General features: G+C 51.0%; 12 protein-coding genes. 3 read left to right on the top strand and 9 right to left on the bottom strand.

The window, feature by feature from the left end; translation table 11 throughout:
* Positions 1-155: 155 nt before the first annotated feature.
* The 4 genes from Q5741_RS07240 to Q5741_RS07225 form a co-directional block, all read right to left on the bottom strand.
* A complete protein-coding gene (locus tag Q5741_RS07240) occupies positions 156-2540 on the bottom strand; it encodes a phosphoketolase family protein (RefSeq protein WP_305023412.1) in 2385 nt (794 codons plus the stop codon).
* Between the two features lie 232 nt (positions 2541-2772).
* Positions 2773-4872: a TerD family protein gene (locus Q5741_RS07235; RefSeq protein ID WP_305023411.1), complete on the bottom strand. Its 2100-nt coding sequence runs from the start codon at positions 4870-4872 to the stop codon at positions 2773-2775.
* Between the two features lie 353 nt (positions 4873-5225).
* Positions 5226-6746 (bottom strand): malate:quinone oxidoreductase, encoded by a 1521-nt coding sequence (locus tag Q5741_RS07230; protein ID WP_305023410.1) that lies wholly within the window; start codon positions 6744-6746, stop codon positions 5226-5228.
* A 264-nt stretch (positions 6747-7010) separates the two neighbouring features.
* Positions 7011-7646 (bottom strand): TetR/AcrR family transcriptional regulator, encoded by a 636-nt coding sequence (locus Q5741_RS07225; RefSeq protein ID WP_305023409.1) that lies wholly within the window; start codon positions 7644-7646, stop codon positions 7011-7013.
* 146 nt (positions 7647-7792) lie between these two features.
* On the opposite strand from Q5741_RS07225, the gene Q5741_RS07220 reads away from it, so the two are divergent.
* Positions 7793-8206 carry a VOC family protein gene (locus tag Q5741_RS07220; RefSeq protein WP_305023408.1) on the top strand — a complete coding sequence of 138 codons (414 nt, stop codon included), beginning with the start codon at positions 7793-7795 and terminating at the stop codon, positions 8204-8206.
* Between the two features lie 46 nt (positions 8207-8252).
* Here Q5741_RS07220 and araA read toward each other — a convergent pair whose 3' ends face one another.
* Genes araA through Q5741_RS07205 form a run of 3 tightly spaced genes read right to left on the bottom strand, consistent with a single transcriptional unit; the run spans position 8253 to position 12041 of the window.
* Complete coding sequence (gene araA / locus Q5741_RS07215) at positions 8253-9674, bottom strand: L-arabinose isomerase (RefSeq protein WP_305023407.1); 1422 nt, start codon at positions 9672-9674, stop codon at positions 8253-8255.
* A 53-nt stretch (positions 9675-9727) separates the two neighbouring features.
* The gene (locus Q5741_RS07210; protein ID WP_305023406.1) at positions 9728-10423 is read right to left on the bottom strand and encodes an L-ribulose-5-phosphate 4-epimerase; all 696 of its coding nucleotides are present in this window, start codon (positions 10421-10423) and stop codon (positions 9728-9730) included.
* Between the two features lies 1 nt (position 10424).
* The gene (locus Q5741_RS07205; protein WP_305023405.1) at positions 10425-12041 is read right to left on the bottom strand and encodes a xylulokinase; all 1617 of its coding nucleotides are present in this window, start codon (positions 12039-12041) and stop codon (positions 10425-10427) included.
* Between the two features lie 313 nt (positions 12042-12354).
* Here Q5741_RS07205 and Q5741_RS07200 point away from each other — a divergent pair, with 313 nt between their 5' ends.
* A complete protein-coding gene (locus Q5741_RS07200) occupies positions 12355-13452 on the top strand; it encodes a GntR family transcriptional regulator (protein ID WP_305023809.1) in 1098 nt (365 codons plus the stop codon).
* 57 nt (positions 13453-13509) lie between these two features.
* On the opposite strand, the gene Q5741_RS07195 is transcribed toward Q5741_RS07200, so the two are convergent.
* Entirely contained in the window at positions 13510-14751 is a 1242-nt protein-coding gene (locus tag Q5741_RS07195; RefSeq protein WP_305023404.1) for a S1C family serine protease, read from the bottom strand.
* 573 nt (positions 14752-15324) lie between these two features.
* Between Q5741_RS07195 and Q5741_RS07190 the strand changes: the two genes are divergently transcribed.
* Positions 15325-15525 (top strand): hypothetical protein, encoded by a 201-nt coding sequence (locus Q5741_RS07190; RefSeq protein ID WP_407074327.1) that lies wholly within the window; start codon positions 15325-15327, stop codon positions 15523-15525.
* Here the strand turns inward: Q5741_RS07190 and Q5741_RS07185 are convergent.
* A complete protein-coding gene (locus Q5741_RS07185; RefSeq protein WP_305023403.1) occupies positions 15494-16303 on the bottom strand; it encodes an MBL fold metallo-hydrolase in 810 nt (269 codons plus the stop codon). The genes Q5741_RS07190 and Q5741_RS07185 overlap by 32 nt on opposite strands.
* Positions 16304-16306 lie beyond the last annotated feature (3 nt).

Below are 16306 nucleotides of genomic sequence, written 5' to 3'. Positions count from 1 at the left end.
ATTCCCTAACGCAAATTTTATGCCAGATCGCCCGCTCCGGCTACCCGAATAATTGGAGGCGTTTTCATGAAAAATTCAGGGATATACTAGGAACGCCAAAGAAGCACGCCCCGGGATCTTCCCATTCCAAGGGACGTGCTTCTTCAATTTCCGCTTTAGCTCAGACCGGTCCAGCGCCAATCTGCCACTACCGGCAGGTCGGCACCCTCTGCTGTAATATAGCGGTTATGCTTATCGATCATGGCATCCATCTCTTTGACAAGCGCCTCATACCGCCCGGCATCCGGCAGGCCGTGCACAGCCGCCTTCACCAGACTGAACCGATCCATCTCATTCAATACCCGCATATCGAACGGCGTAGTAATATCCCCGTTCTCCCGGTAGCCATGAACGGTTATATTGCGGTTCACATGATCGAAGAACAAATCTTTAATAAGTCCCTCATAACCGTGGAAGGCAAACAGGACGGGCTTGTCCTTCGTGAAAAAGCGGATGAACTCTTCCTCTGACATGCCGCGCGGATCCCGGCTGGAGATGCGCAGACGCAGCAGGTCCACTACGCTCACGAAGCGGATCTTCAGCTCCGGCAGCTTCTCATGCAGAATAGAAACGGCGGCCAGTGCCTCAGTCGTTGGCTCGGTTCCTGCAGCCGCAATAACGAGATCCGGCTCGCCTTCCCCGGCGTTGCCTGCCCAGTCAACGGTCTTGATTCCCTGCTCGACCAAGTCCTCCGCCTCTTCCGGTGTAAACCACTGCAGGCGCGGATGCTTCGACGAGATGATGAGATTGATTTTGCCGCGGTCATTGGCAACCTTCGCGAAGACGGCGAGCAGGGTGTTGGCATCGGCCGGCAGATATTCCCGGACCAGCTCCGGCTTCTTGTCTGCCAGATGTCCAAGGATACCCGGGTCCTGATGCGTATAGCCGTTATGATCCTGCTGAAATACCGTGGATGAGGCGATCAGGTTCAGCGAAGGAATCTCTGCTCGCCATTCAAGATCGCTTGCTTTGCGCAGCCATTTGAAATGCTGGGTAATCATCGAATCAACCACCCGTAAGAACGCTTCATAGCTGGCGAAGAAGCCGTGGCGGCCGCTGAGGATGTATCCTTCCAGCATCCCCTCCGCCTGATGCTCAGACAGCTGCGAATCGATCACGAAGCCGTCATGCGCCATAAATTCATCATTGGCCTGCTCGATGTCAGCCATCCAGCGGCGATTCGTCACTTCGAATACCGGTGACAGCCGGTTGGACATCGTCTCATCCGGTCCGAAGATCCGGAAATTCCGCTCTTCCCGGTTCTGCTGAATCAGGTCCCGTACATACCGGCCCAGCACCTCCATATCCTGCTCCAGCGTATGGCCGGGCTTCGGCACATCCAGCATGTGGTCGCGAAGATCCGGCAGCTTCAGGTCCCTGATCAGCCGGCCGCCATTCGTAACCGGGTTCATGCTCATACGCTGCTCCCCCTGCGGCAGGATGTCCGCAATCTCCTGCTTCAGCCGGCCGCTCTCGTCGAAGCACTCCTCCGGCCGGTAGCTGCGCATCCACTCGATTAAAGCCGGTGTGTCCTCCATATGCTCCCGGCTGGCCGGAATCGGCACCTGATGAGCGCGGAAAGACCCCTCGATCGTCTTGTGGTCCCACATCTCCGGTCCTGTCCAGCCTTTCGGACTGCGGAAAATGACCACAGGCCATGTTGGCCGGGTATCATCCTGATTCTCTCTGGCATGGCGCTGGATCTCTAAAATCCGCTCCGCTGCTGCATCCAGCGTTCTCGCCATGGAAGGGTGCAGGACCTCGGGATCATCCCCTTCCACGAAGAACGGCTCCCACCCTAGGCCAGTGAAATACGCCTTGAGCTCCTCGTCTGTAGAGCGTGCCAGTATCGTCGGATTGCTGATCTTGAAGCCGTTCAGGTGCAGAATCGGCAGCACGGCACCGTCCGTAATCGGATTGATGAACCGGTTCGAGAACCAGGAAGCCGCCAAAGGGCCGGTTTCAGCTTCTCCGTCGCCGATAACTACTGCAGCGATCAGATCCGGGTTATCCAGTATGGTTCCCACGCCATGGGACAGAGAGTAACCCAATTCCCCGCCCTCGTGAATCGATCCCGGCGTTTCCGGTGCCGCATGGGAGGCCACGCCGCCCGGAAAGGAGAACTGCCGGAACAATCGCCGCATCCCTTCTTCCTCCTGCGTAATGTCCGGGTAAATCTCCGTATAGCTGCCATCCAGATAGGAATTCGATACCATCACCTGGCCGCCGTGTCCCGGGCCTTCGATATAGAACATGTTAAGATCATATTTCATAATGATTCGGTTCAGGTGAGCATAGATAAAATTCTGTCCGGGAACCGTCCCCCAGTGGCCGATCGGATGAATTTTCACATCATGCTCTTCCAGCTTCCGCCGCAGCAGCGGATTGTCCATCAGATAAATCTGCCCCACGGACAGGTAGTTGGCCGCACGCCAATAAGCATCCAGCTTCTTCAGATAAGATTCGGACGAATAGTCAGTCTGTACAGTTGGCAGTTTCATCTCTCTCACTCCCCAATAGATTGGTTGGTCGGTGTATCGTTATGTGTCTGATGTGCCTAATAAGCCTCCGCCGTCTCCTTAAGCCCTTCTGCCCTAATTTACCCCAATCCGGACCCGCTCTATCTTGAAAAGTAAATATGGCACCGAAACGTCATATCATATAACAGAAAAAAGAGCAGCTGCACGCTGCTCCCATTCAGTAACTGTATGGATCCTCACACTATATAAACGCTCACACTACGTACTCCGCCATAACCTCCTCTATATGAAAAGGAGTGATGCCTGCGTCCACCGCAAATACGGTATCGGCCTGCTGCATGGCCTCCACCAGCTGACCTCTGGCTGAGGCATGCATCATGAACAGATCATACAGATTCGGCTTACGTAATCCTGTCATCGCCTGTCCCATCAGAACCATGCCCTTCTGATTCCCTTCCACATTGTTATACCAATAAGGCTGTCTTGTCAGGGACAGGTCGGTCCAGATGACCGTACGCTCCACCAGATCAATAATGACAGGAATCGTAATCTGGGTATCTGCCGTGACATCGATTTTGTTGGCTACCGTTGCTGGCTCAAAAATCTCACCAGAACCCGGCTTCTTCCGCATCATCCAGCCCGTAAAACATTCCGGCAGATCACAATATGGCTGCTCGGTAAAAGAATGAAGGCTCGCTACAATATAGCGTCCGCCATATGCCAGGATCGAAGGAATATGCAGATCGATAAATTCACATGCTCCTTGGGGAGCCGATACGATATCGCCGCTGTGAACAGCCAGGTAGTTGGAGGACCTGAGGTTGGTATACGAGATATGCTCTACATACTGCCAGCTGTGATCGTACATGACCGCCGACAGGTCGATGTCCACCCGTCCCGTCGGCTTACCGTCCACCATCCCTTCTTTCCACCAGTTGAAAAAGCGGATCGTATCTCCTTCCTGCAGGGGAATCCGGCTGCCTCGGACCAGCGTATGCAGCGCCTTGCTGGCTGACCTCTGGGCAAATGGCACGTGATAGTCTTTCAGCCGTTCATCAACATAGACCTTCCCCAGTGGAGACAGCTCAGCAAACCGCTGAATCAGTATCTCTTCGCACAGCTGTACAAAGTCCTGACATACGTTTCGGTTGATAGCAGGAAGCGTATCGGGAATGGCATAAGCCTTGGCCGCATTTCCTTTCGGAAAAAATACACGCAGCTCCTGCCGCTCATGACGGCGGGCAAAATGCTCCTTGACCTGCAGCAGGACAGGCGTCGATACCTGGCCGGCCACTTCCCCGAAGGCCAGCACAACATATTCGGTATCCTCCGTGATCCGCAGCAGCTGATCGAGCCGTCTGGCGAACTCACCCGGACGCTGCACCAGCAGATCCAGCAGGGTCCACACGTTATGGTATTGAAAGGCAAGCTCTACGCTGCTGTTGAAGGTAGTCACCGGCTTGTTATTGCGCAGAATATCAAAGGCTTCAGCAGCTCTTGGATAACGGCCCGCATACTCAGAAGGATGCAGGATTTCACCGAGACGGATCCAGCGTTCCTTGTACCGCAGCATATCCTCTGTTATCTCCCCGCATTGCTCCAGGAGGCCCAGCAGTAACCGTCTCTCCGGCCGCTTGAATGCACGGAACCGGGTCACTGCGGCCAGGCTGACATCCCCTTCCGACCAGGCAGCAGCCAGCCGAAGGACATCGGTTGCCGTCTTGAAATAACGTCCGAGCAGCACCAGATTGGCTTTGCCGTGCTTCAGCAGCGAGGCTGCGATGAATGCTGCATTTTCTTTGAACGGAATCTCAGCGGGCAGCATAGCTTCAAGCTCTTCCGGTTCGGTGAACCCGATGACCTCATCGATGTCCCTCTTATCCGTCTCGGAGATGGAGCCTTTGGCCAGCATCAGCTGGCCAATGATCTGATAGAAGGTTTCTTCACTTCCCAGATCAATGATCTTCAATTGGACTTCATCCTGCAAAGGCTGTCTCTGGATGGACTTGAACTCAGGCAAATCCAGTGTGGCGTAATGATAGATGGCATTCAGATACAGTTCGGCGTCATCCTCTTCCATCACCTGCATGGGGAAATCCGGATACATCGGCTGATAGACCACATGGGCACCCACCATCAGCTTGAGATCGGCCATGACCTGGTCATAGAGGGATTGAAACTGCTCTCTCGACAAGGTACGGACGGTATTAAGTAAGGGATGAGAAAAGGTATACCCCAGCTGCTCCAGATTCTTAAGAGCTGAGGCCAACATAGCCTTGGAAACCTGTTCGCTGCCCTGACCTGTATCAACAATCATTCGATTGGCTCTTCGCAGATAAATGGTATTGATCATGATTAACGAGTCCAGGAAAGCCCTATCCCTACATGGTTTAAGGAGTTAGAAGGAAGGAATAAGATAGCCTGGATGCCTCCTCTCTGATAATAAAATTTTTCAGGAGAGCGGCAGCCCTATTTCGCCAAATGAAGTTAGAAGGAAGGACTGCCATAGCCTGAAGGTCAAAGGAACGAGTCCGTGACCCAAACCTTTGATATCCCTATCATCGCAGACTGGAATCCTGGCCAACAGGGCGAAAGTATTACGAATTGAAATCGGATGAAGACAAAATAAAAAAGGGCTCCCACCCTGTTTCGGATGTTGAGGCCCTCTTCTGTAAAAGCAAATATCAGATATCACCAGCAGTCAGGTCATGCTTTTCGCATAAGGTGGGATGGAACCGGATTCTGTTCGTTCAGACCCAGTGTCTCCGCGGTGGACGAGAAGATATCCTCGAAAAGCTCCGGATTGTCCGCCAGCGATAAGCCGTAGGAAGGAATCATCTCTTTGATCTTCGGCTCCCACTGCTTCATTTGCTGCGGGAAGCATTTTTCCAGCACTTCAAGCATGACATGTACGGCGGTCGAAGCACCGGGCGAAGCACCAAGCAGCGCTGCGATGGAGCCGTCAGACGCACTGACCACTTCCGTACCGAACTGCAGTGTTCCTTTGCCGCCGGTATCCGTATCCTTGATGACCTGCACACGCTGACCGGCGACCACCACGTCCCAGTCTTTGCTTTTGGCATTCGGTATGAATTCCCGCAGCTCTTCCATCCGCTTCTCATTCGATAGCATAACCTGCTGGATCAGATATTTGGTCAATCCCATTTCCTTCACGCCCGCAGCCAGCATCGTCATGACATTGTTCGGCTTGACGGAACGGATCAGGTCCAGATTAGAGCCGGTCTTCAGGAACTTCGGAGAGAACCCGGCAAAAGGTCCGAAGAGCAGCGTCTTCTTGTTATCAATATACCGGGTATCCAGATGCGGAACAGACATCGGCGGAGCGCCCAGCTTGGCTTTGCCGTATACTTTGGCATGATGCCGCTCGGCCACTTCCGGATTATTGCACACCAGGAACAGACCGCTGACCGGAAATCCGCCGATCCGTTTGGACTCGGGAATGCCGGTTTTCTGCAGCAGATGCAGACTTCCGCCGCCGCTGCCGATAAAGACGAATTTCGCAGTATGATTCTCGATGGTACCGCTGCGGGTATTGTGAACCTTCACTCTCCACGAGCCGTCATGAGTCCGCTTGATATCCTTCACACTATGCTGATAGTTCATCTCCACGCCCTGCTTCTGGAGATAATCGAACAGAAGGCGCGTTAAAGCACCAAAGTTCACATCCGTTCCGGAATCGATTTTGGTGGCGGCCATAGGCTCATGGGAAGTTCGACCCTCCATAATCAAAGGAATCCATTCCTTCAGCTTCTGTGGATCCTCCGAATACTCCATCCCATGGAAGAGCGGATGGTTTGAGAGCGCTTTAAATCTTTTTTTCAGAAAATTTACGTCTTTTTCACCCTGCACCAGACTCATATGAGGAATAGGCATGATAAAGTCCCGCGGATTACGAATCAGACTATGTTGGACCAGAAATGACCAGAACTGTCTCGACAGCTGGAATTGTTCATTAATCTTGACGGCTTTGCTGATATCAATGGATCCGTCCGATTTCTCGGAGGTATAGTTGAGCTCACACAGTGCAGAATGGCCTGTACCTGCGTTATTCCATTCATTCGAGCTTTCCTCCCCGGTACAGGCGAGTTTCTCGAATACCTTGATATTCCATTCAGGCGCCAGCTCTTTCAACAATGCCCCCAACGTTGCACTCATCACACCGGCACCAATTAAGATAACATCTGTTTTCATCTGAATGTCGCTCATTATAAACCCTTCCTTATCCCCTATGATTTGTAGAAAAGGGTAGCCGCTCGGCTCGGACGTGACCTGGAGCAAAGCGCCGCCTGGGAACATGCCTACGATCTTCCATGTACTATTCTGAATGTACTATTTTGAATGTACTTTTCATCTAGTTTAGTACAAATTTTTACAGATTAAAATATTTATTATTATCTAATGATTATAAACGATTTAATTCCGATACAAAAGCTAGAATTATGTCGGTTCCCTGCAGGAGAGCCCCTGCTTTTATGTCTTTTCATCAGAAAGTTCAAAGATACGCTGGCTGATCTGGCGCAGGAACTGTAACCATCTCTCCTGGAATTCAGGATCCTCCAATGTGGAGCCGGTGATCATTTGAGTAACATTGCCGTACAGGAGCGGGTACACGGTCAGACTGGACATCATGAGTGTAATTAATGCAGGGTCAAGCCCCTCCGGAATCATCCCCAGCTGCTGCTTGGATTTCATATCCTCATTATAAGCCTGAAGCACACGCCTTCTCGTTTCTTCCCCGGGAGAACCCTGCGGCAGCTCTTCAATGGCCTCCCACGCAGTGAACTTCAGAAACTCTTTCAGGTGATCCATATTTACACGCATACGGAAGGAGGCAATCTCGGCGGGATCATCCGGCAGCGTCAGGTTTCCTGTGGATACGGAAGACACAAATTCCTCGATCGTCTGATTGATCAGGTCTTCTTTATTGTGAAAATAATGATAAATCAGCTGCTTCTGCACACCTGCACGTTTGGCAATCGATTCTACCCGGGTACCTCTGTAGCCCTTCTCGAAGAATTCCTCTTTCGCAGACTGGAGTATGCTTTTTCTGGTGCGCTCTGCGTCGCGTTTTTCGCCCAATGTGTACACCATCCGTTCGCTTTCCATTTGTATTATCGTAGGAGGTTCATTAGGCAAAGTCAACCTGACCTATTCCTTAAAAAGCTCTACTTGACTTCAGCTAAGTTGGGTAATATGATCTTGTTGCAACTTTACTTTTGTAAAGTTAAGCAAATTAGATGAGGTGATATGAAGTGACTTTTCAACCTGCCAAAACGTTTGTAAATCTTGCCGTGCAGGACTTGCAAGTAACGATGGACTTCTTCCAGGCTATTGGTTTCTCCTTCAATCCCATGTTCACGAATGAAGATGCTGCTTGTATGGTAATTAATGAAAGCACCTATGTCATGCTGCTCACTCACGATCACTTCAGGAAATTCACCAAGAAGGCTATCGCCAATCCGTCCGAAAGTACGGAAGTATTGATTGCCTTGACCGCAGAGAGCCGGGAGCAGGTTGACCAGATTATGAACACCGCGCTGCAATCCGGAGGACGTGCTGCCTCGGAGCCGCAAGATCACGGATTCATGTACCAGCAGAGCTTCCAGGATCCAGACGGACACATCTGGGAAGTTTTCTATATGGACGAGTCGGCTGTACAGGCCTGATGGTATGATAAAATAAAAGCCGCTCATCTGAGCGGCTCTTCTTCTATTACTTGATAACGACGTATTCCAGGCCTACAAGCTTCGCATACGTCACAATCTGATCAGTTGTCAGATTCAGAGAGACGACCGTGTGGTGGCCGCCGCCATTCTCGATCCAGGCTTTGACTCCATCCTGGAAGTTCGGCTTCACATTCCACAGGACTCGGGCTACCGGCAGCTTCGGAGCTGGAACTGTCGGCTCGAATGCCGTTACTTCGTTGATCAGCAGCTTGTAGTGCGTACCGAAGTCCGCCATCGATACAACCACGCCATCACCGGCCTTGCCGTCGAATACGAGACGTGCCGGATCTTCACGGTCGCCGATACCAAGTGGAGACACAACAATTTTCGGTTTGCTGCTGGCCAGCGTCGGGTCAACTTCAAGCATGTGGGACTGAAGGATCGATTCCTGACCCGCCGTCAATTCATACGTGTAATCCTCCATGAAGCCGGTAGACTCGTTGTGGCTCATCACTTTGAGCAGACGGTCGAGCGCAGCTGTCTTCCAGTCCCCTTCGCCCGCAAAGCCGTAGCCCTGGGCCATCAGTCGCTGGACAGCCAGTCCGGGAAGCTGCTTCATGCCGTGCAGATCCTCAAAGTTCGTCGTGAAGGCATTGTATCCCCCTTCATCCAGGAACCTCTTGATAGCAATTTCATAGCTTGCCTGTACTCTTACACTGGCTTCCCATGCTTCCTTGCTGTTTGAACCATAATCGAATTCATACAGCTCTGCATATTCCGCCATCAGGGCATCGATTTCCTCGTCCTTAACTGCATTTACGTACTGTACCAGATCTCCGATACCGAAGTAGTCTACGGTCCAGCCGAATTGAATTTGCGCTTCAACCTTATCCCCTTCGGTGACGCCAACGTTACGCATATTGTCGCCAAAGCGGGCGACCTTGATATTAAAGCTTTCATTGTAAGCCACCGCTGTATCCATCCAGTCAGCAATTTGCTGCTGCACTTCAGGACGCTCCCAGTAACCTACAACGATTTTATTCTGTTTCTTCAAGCGCGCATTGATAAACCCGTACTCGCGGTCACCATGTGCAGCCTGGTTCAGGTTCATGAAGTCCATATCAATCGTCGACCACGGAATACTTTCGTTATATTGGGTGGCAAGGTGAAGCAGAGGTTTCTGCAGCAGCTTCGTACCGCGAATCCACATTTTGGCCGGCGAGAAGGTATGCATCCAGGTGATCACACCGGCAACCTCATCACGATAGTTGACTTCCTTCATGATGCTTGTAATGGTATCTGCGCTGACGGCCAGATCCTGCAGTACCAGCGGATAAGGCAGTACACCACTCTTATTCAGGGCATCCGTCATTTGCTGTGCATGGGCCTTGACCTCTGCCAGTGCTTCTTCTCCGTACAGGTGCTGTGAACCTACAACAAACCAAAATTCTTTTGTTCCCGCTGCCATCACGATCATCCTCTTTTCTATAATAATGAATAGATTATTGAATCCTTCTCGGGTTATTTCTGTCCGTAATAGGCATTTGTCCCGTGCTTGCGCAAATAGTGCTTATCCAGAATACGCTGTGGCAGTTCTTCGGCAAAGTGATTCAATTCCCGTGCAAACAGGTTCATTTTACATACTTCCTCCAGCACGACACTGTTCATAACTGCAGTCTTGGCATCCTTTCCCCAGGTGAAGGGCGCATGACCATGGAGCAAAACGCCCGGTACAGCCATAATATCCAGCCCGCGCTGCTCGAACGTCTCGATGATGACGCGTCCGGTCTCAGCTTCGTAACCGCGGTCAATTTCCTCCTGGGTCAGGAAGCGGGCACACGGAACCGAGCCGAAAAAGGTATCTGCATGTGTCGTCCCCATGACCGGAACATCCAGTCCTGCCTGCGCCCACACCGTTGCCCAGGTGGAGTGCGTGTGCACGATGCCGCCAATTTCCGGATAATGCTTGTAGAGTACAGCGTGGGTTGCCGTATCTGAAGAAGGTCTGAACTCCCCCTCCACTACATTGCCTTCGAGATCCACTACAACCATATCTCCGGGCTTCATCGTGTCATAGTCGATCCCGCTCGGTTTGATCACGAATAGGCCACTCTCACGGTCCACAGCGCTTACATTTCCCCATGTATATTTCACCAGCCCGTGCTTGGGCAGGTCGAGATTCGCTTGATATACTTGTTCTTTCAGTTGTTCTAACACGTTAATTCCTCCAGTTCTCCACCAGATTCTCTACCGCAGCCTGCTCAATCGCCAGCCCCTTCTGATAACGCTCAATGAATAATTCAAAGCCCTTCACGTCAGCTTCATCAGGTACCATCTCCTGGGCTTCCACGTCTTTGAAGACTTTATGATCCAGGAAATCCTCCAGATGCTCGTCTGCATCCTTGTTCATCATGTAGGAGGCCAGAATAGCCATGCCCCATGCTCCGCCTTCGCCGGCGTTTGCCATAACCGAGACCGGAACATTCAGCGCAGCTGCGACCATCTTCTGTCCTACTACAGGAGTCTTGAACAAACCGCCGTGTGCCAGAATATGATCAATCGCGACCTGCTCGTTTCTGGTCAAAATATCCATGCCGAGCTTCAATGCGCCGAAGGCGGTAAACAGATGGGTACGCATGAAATTCGCCAGATTGAAACGGCTCTCAGGAGAGCGGACAAATAACGGCCGGCCTTTCTCCAATCCTGTAATATTCTCGCCCGAGAAGTAGCCGTAGCTCAGCAGCCCGCCACCATCGGGATCCGCCTGCAGAGCCTGGTTCAGCAGCACGCCGAATATTTGATTCTTATCCACCTGCTGGCCCATGGCCGCGTAGAACTCTTGGAATAATCCCAGCCAGGCATTCAGGTCGCTGGAGCAGTTGTTGGCATGAACCATACCGACCGGGCTGCCATCGGGTGTCGTTACGAGGTCGATCTCCGGATAAACCTTCGTAAGCTCCTTCTCCAATACAATCATGGCAAACACAGAAGTTCCGACAGAGATATTCCCCGTGCGTTTCCGCACGCTGTTCGTCGCCACCATCCCTGTTCCGGCATCCCCTTCCGGCGGGCACAATGGAATGCCTGGCTGCAAGTCTTCAGATGGATCCAGGATTTTGACTCCCGTCTCGGTTAATCTTCCCGCCTGCTCTCCGGCAGCGTAGACTTTGGGCAGGATATCCTGGAGCTTCCAACTGTAACCTTTAGCTGCAACCAGATCATCAAACTGCCGGACCATAGACGCATGATAATCATGGGTCGTCTCATCAATCGGGAACATCCCTGACGCATCACCAATACCAATGGCTTTATTGCCGGTCAATAACCAATGAATGAATCCCGATAAGGTCGTTACATAGTCAATGCGGGATACGTGCTTCTCCTCGTTGAGAATCGCCTGATACAGATGCGCAATGCTCCACCGCTCAGGGATATTGAACTGAAATTGCTCGGTTAACGCTCTGGCTGCAGCTCCGGTTGTCGCATTGCGCCATGTACGGAATGGAACCAGCAGTTCACCTGTATGATCAAAAGCCATATATCCGTGCATCATAGCGGAGAAGCCGATGGATCCTATCGTATGAAGAGGAATGCCGTACTTCTGCTCCACTTCCTGCTTCATACCGCTGTATGCTTCCTGAAGACCTGTGATGATATCAGCAAGGTTGTACGTCCAGTACCCGTCCTGCAGGAGATTCTCCCACTCGTAGCTTCCGGATGCGATCGTTTCACAGTGGCGATCAATCAGTACGGCTTTGATTCGTGTAGATCCGAGCTCAATTCCGAGTGAGGTTTCACCCTTGATAATCGCTTGTTTCATGTCTATTGAATTCATGGCCCTGTCGGTCCCCCTCTGTTAGCGGTTTACATCATATAAAATCAAATTAAAAGAATGCGCTTTCTTTAATAACAGCCTTAGTATATTTTTTGTACGTACATTTGTCAATATATTATATATTTATACTTACAAATAAGATGACAGTCATAGGTATGCTTCTAAGTTTATAATTATTACTAAGCTGTATGAATGCAGGAGTGAATTCTTTTCATTCATGAATGCCAATGCTAGAATATGTACATACAAATTTTAAGAATCCAATGAATGGGTACATGAACAACTTTGGAGAGAAAAGAAATGGATGGATACAATGAAACCCAAATACCAGATCATTATCGACGATATCAAGAGCCATATCCTTTCGGGGGCATACCAAGTGGGAGAGCAGATTCCTACTGAATACGCTCTGCAGGATCAATATAAGGTCAGCCGGCAGACGGTGCGCAAGGCCATTCTGGAATTGTCCAATGAAGGATACTTAAGAAGTGAGAAAGGCTCCGGCACCTATGTCAGCGGCCAATACCGGGCTAAGTCTGGCGGGACCTCCGGTAAAAAAACGATCGGCGTGATCACCACGTACATTTCGGACTATATTTTCCCCTCGATTATCCGGGGGATTGAGAGCCGGCTGAATGAGGATAATTACTCGCTGCTGCTGGCCAGCACGAATAACGATGTTCTGCAGGAGAAGAAAGCGCTGGAAATGATGCTCTCCTTCGGTGTGGACGGTTTGATCATTGAGCCGACCAAGAGCAATCTCTACAACCCCAATATCGCTTATTACCTGTCATTCAAGGAGCAGGATGTTCCCTTCACGATGATCAATGCTTATTATGAGGAGCTGGAGGTGCCCTTCTTCTGCCTGGATGATGTGCAGTCCAGCTACCTTGCAACCCGGGAGCTGATCTCCAAGGGACATACCCAGATCGGGATCATCTCCAAAATGGACGACTTACAGGGAAAATATCGTATGAAGGGGTATATCAAGGCACTTGGAGAGGCCAAGCTTCGTTTTCACCCGGAACAGGTGCTTTCCTTTGATACGGAGACCAAGCAGGACTTGTCCATGAATCTGAAGAAATTCCTGAATACACATAAAGATGCGATAAGTGCGCTGGTCTGTTATAACGACGAGGTCGGATTAGAGGTCGTAAATGTATGCAGACAACTTGGCATCTCGGTTCCGGACAAATTATCAATTATTGGACAGGACAACTCCTATATCGCCAAAAATGCCAATATCAAATTGACTACTTTAACCCACCCGCAGGAGCAAATGGGCCGGGATGCTGCCGACTGGATCATCAAGAAGCTGCAGGGTAAAAGAGACTTGCCGAACACGACCTACTATCAGCCGATGCTGATTGAAGGGGAGACGGTAAAGGAGATTGACTTGTTGTCTTCCTGATTATATTCATGCCAAAAAGACCTTTACCCTTCATATGGAAGGGGTAAAGGCCTTTTCTTATTTCTCCTCCGGCTTGTCGCCGAGCTTCACCTTCACGGTCTCTTTCTTGCCATCCCTATAAATAGTAACCTCCAGCTCCTCGCCGATCTGGGCTTTATCGTACAAATACTTGCGCAAATCAAGCGTAGTCCCGATCGGTTCGCCGTTAAAGGCGACGATGACATCGTTCAATTTAAGCCCTGCATCCTTCGCCGGTCCCTGTGATTCCAGTACAATGGCACCGTCCTTGACTTCATCCGGCAGCTTCAGCTCTTTGCGCTGGTCTTCATCAATGGGCGCATACGGATTGTTCAGATCGACGGTATATACCCCGATATAAGGGCGGGATATTTTACCGTTCTTCACCAGGTCATCAGCGGTCTTAAGCACCTGGTTAGCTGGAATGGCAAAACCTAATCCTTCCACGCCAGTATCTGCAATCTTCATGGTGTTAATGCCAATAACTTTACCGTCGAGGTCTACCAGTGCCCCTCCGCTGTTGCCTTCATTGATCGCTGCATCCGTCTGAATAACCTGCTGCTCCCAGTCATATACACCGTCCTGGTTAATCGAGACCGGGATAATCCGGTTCGTGTAGCTCACAATCCCCGATGTCAGCGTATCCCCAAGACCGAGCGGGTTGCCGATCGCAATGACGGTCTCACCCAGACGCAGCTTGCTGGAATCACCAATCTCAGCGATTGTATCAATTCCTTTATCATCGATCGACAGCACCGCAATATCCGTAACCCGGTCCTTGCCGACAAGCTTTGCTTTGCGGTTCTCTCCGTTGACGTCCATTACTTCCAGATCGTCCGCACCGTCAATGACATGATTGTTCGTCATGATGTAGGCTTTACCGCCTTCTTTGCGGAAAATGACACCAGAACCGAGTGCAGAATCATCATTCTCCGGCTTGCCGTCCCCGTCATCCTTGTAATTCACAATGCTGACCACAGCCGGACGGACCTTCGCAGCGGCCTGCACAATCCGCTCATAAGGGTCTCCGGTTGTCTGCCGAAGGGGATTTATTGATGCGCCTGCGAGGGGTGCCGATGAGGGCATGCCCGTCAGCAGACTGAACAGCAGTACAGCTACCACTGCGCTGACAATGCCGCTGATCAGCCCTACCTGCAGAGCCGACACCCGGCGTCTTGCAGGCTGCCATGAACTCCTTCTGACCCGTTTGACCTGTATTGGTTTGTTGGTTGTCCGTTTGGATACCTTGGTCGAATAAAAATCATCATCAAACAAGCCCATCTTGATCCTCTCCCCCCGTTGTCACGCACCAAGACCTGACCGTCATTGTTTCCGCTGCAAGTACAGCATCTCCTGCCATCAAGTGATCGGGCTTCCGCCTTAATTGCCCTTGTTTACGTATCAACTGCCATCTTTTTATATAACGCCCGCTGTATGGCTTCAAATTCCGTTCAGTCTGCTTCTTCTAGACGCCTCCGGCAGGAAAAAGTTCCCGGTATTTATTAATCACCACAAAAGGGGCATGTTTAAGCGTAAAATTTTCCTAAATGCGAATTTAAAGCCAGAAGTATAGTTCCCTAGTACAGGATACACGTATGTACGAAGCACGCCTACCGCCAATAAAAGGAATATCTCCGGGTTCTCGTGACTATACTATAGACAAGTCTGTTTTCGGAGCCTGGATGATCCTTGAATCCCCCATCCTGCCTGGGCTGGCGGGGTGCAGTGCGTACTCTTGTATTGTAGCATAGGCGGCTTGTCTGCTGCAGAATTATTCCTGCTGATTGTCCGGGCTGTTGGGGAGTCAGCCGTCCAGCACTCATATTTTCTATTTTCTAATAAGGAGGCATCATCATGCAGCGAAATGCTATGGAAGAGGTCGCCATGGTGGCCAAGCTTGCAGATCTCAAGGAAGAACACTACCGGGTTACACTGGCCTTGAGCACCATGATCGAACTGCTGGTAGACAAAGGTATTCTCACCCGTGAGGAAGTCGAACGCAAAGCTGCTGAGCTTGACGTCTTTATGAGTCACTCACCTTATCCCACGGTGTAGGTCTGTCATAATACGTCTCGCATAGACGGAATTCAGTATCTTTGTAGAAACAGCCTCGGTCTTCCATCGCACTGCGTACGGACATTTTGGCCAGCTCCATCATGTTGTGGTCGAGGCTGAGATGCGCCAGGTACGTGCGCTTGGTTGTTCCATTCAGCAGTTCACTCAGTGCGGCCCCTGCCGCTTCATTGGACAAGTGTCCAATATCGCTTAGAATCCGCCGTTTGATATTCCACGGATAACGCCCCATCCGCAGCATCTCCACATCATGATTTGATTCCAGTACCATGACATCGGCATCCTTGATCGCCTCTCGCACTTTATCGCTCATATAGCCGAGGTCTGTCGCTACGCTCAGCTTTTCCTTGCCGTCGATGAAGTTGTAGGCCACAGGCTCTGCCGCATCATGGGAGATCCCGAACGACTCCACACGCAGCGAACCAAATTCTCTGACTTCACCAGTCTGCATAATGATGCGCTTTTCCTCGGCGATCTGACCGATAGACTTCGTTCCGAGCGCTGCCCATGTCTTTTCATTCGCATAGACGGGCAGGTTGTATTTGCGTGCCATTGCACCAAGACCTTTAATATGATCCGAATGCTCATGGGTAATGAGAATGCCATCCAGGTCCTCCCCGGTCAGCTCCCGCTCCTTCAGCAGCTCATCCAGCCTTTTGGCACTGAGACCTGCGTCGATCATCAAGGTGGTGTCTTCGTTTCTGACGACGGTCGCATTGCCTGTCGAACCGCTCGACAGCACGGTAAAAGATATTCCCATTTC

It is taken from the genome of Paenibacillus lacisoli (assembly GCF_030580655.1).
Lineage (GTDB): Bacteria > Bacillota > Bacilli > Paenibacillales > Paenibacillaceae > Paenibacillus > Paenibacillus lacisoli.
This window is presented reverse-complemented; position numbering and strand designations above follow the sequence as displayed.